This window comes from Putridiphycobacter roseus (genome assembly GCF_003234935.1).
GTDB classification, from domain to species: domain Bacteria; phylum Bacteroidota; class Bacteroidia; order Flavobacteriales_D; family Crocinitomicaceae; genus Putridiphycobacter; species Putridiphycobacter roseus.
The window spans coordinates 1-1302 of the sequence record NZ_QKSB01000049.1 but is presented as its reverse complement, the minus strand read 5'-3'; the positions used below and the strand labels follow the sequence as shown (position 1 = coordinate 1302).

General features: G+C 32.9%; 1 protein-coding gene. It reads left to right on the top strand.

The features are described 5' to 3' along the window. Nucleotides 1-426: 426 nt before the first annotated feature. Nucleotides 427-975, top strand: a complete 549-nt coding sequence (locus DNU06_RS17430) for a hypothetical protein (protein WP_146239327.1) — start codon at nt 427-429, stop codon at nt 973-975. Nucleotides 976-1302 lie beyond the last annotated feature (327 nt).

The window sequence follows — 1302 nt, the reverse complement described above, 5'->3', positions numbered from 1 at the left end:
CAAAATGAACGAAAGTTCAAAGAAAAACGATATAAAAATAGGCGTAGGATGTTAAAAAATAGTACATTGAAAAAAAAGCTTATAACAATATGTATATTGCATAGCTGCCCTTCGGGCTAGCAACGACAACATACACAAACGTTGGCTTCCATAGTAAACATTATTTTGCAAAGTGAACCACAGTAAAAATTAACCCACAATTCACCAGAGTTTCCGATTGTGATTACTGCGGTATTTTGTACGGAAAATAACCCAAAACTCGGACACAATTTCACTCAAGGGGAAAACATTTTTAGCGGTACTCGTGCAGAAAACAACCCACAACTCGGGAAGAAATTTTTCTAGGGTGTTTATGAACCATAAAGAGTTTGTGTTGTATGTATAGTTACTAAAACAAAGTTGTTACATCTAAATTAAAGATAGCATATGAAATTATTTACCTCATTTACAATTCTATTTTTATTATGCCATATATCGTTTGGACAAATGACCGCAGAAGATAGTCTTTTGAACCAGCAAGCTAGATGGATAGAGTTTGATTGCTATGAAGATACCAGTTCTTATAGAGTGTTTCGAAAGTTCTCAAATGGTCAAGAGTCCGTATTGATTTATAATCTTGCTGAAAAAGACTCGATTGTCATGTATTATTATTCTGGTCAAATAGCTAGTATTGCAAATTACTTTGGTTGTCAAGAAGATACAATTTGGACTACAAGTTTTACTGAAATTATTATGGGAGGTAATGCTCCCATTCCAATAGTAGAAGTTGGCACTAGGATGATAAAAGAAAATTATTATGTAACAATCGACTCAATTGACTATTTTTATTCCACTAGCTATAATATAGGATTCAGTCCTGTTTATGAGATTACAGTATACTCTGAAGAAGGAAAAGTACTGGAGCGTAAAACGAGAGGGCGTTCAAGATTTGTAGACTTTAAAAAAACCGCAAGAACTAAATATCTAAAACCATAAATAAAAGGTTTCACAACAACAACAGATAGAATTCATTGTTAACGAAGATTGGTAATCAAATATTATTAAAAGAAAACGTAAGCCAACAATAACTAAATTCAATTTGCATTTACAATCAAGTGATTTACATACCTGAAAGTGACACCAAAACAAGGTTTAGAATAATAAAAATGATTAGTTTAGCTAAACAATGCTTTGGCGGTTATCTATTTACATTGTACGCAGTAATGCAAACAGAAATTTAGTCAGGCGTTAGGTGCAAGCGGAAGTTGGTAAAGGAGGTAGAAAAACACAGTAACCCAAAATTTTCGGTAGACAATTCCCAAG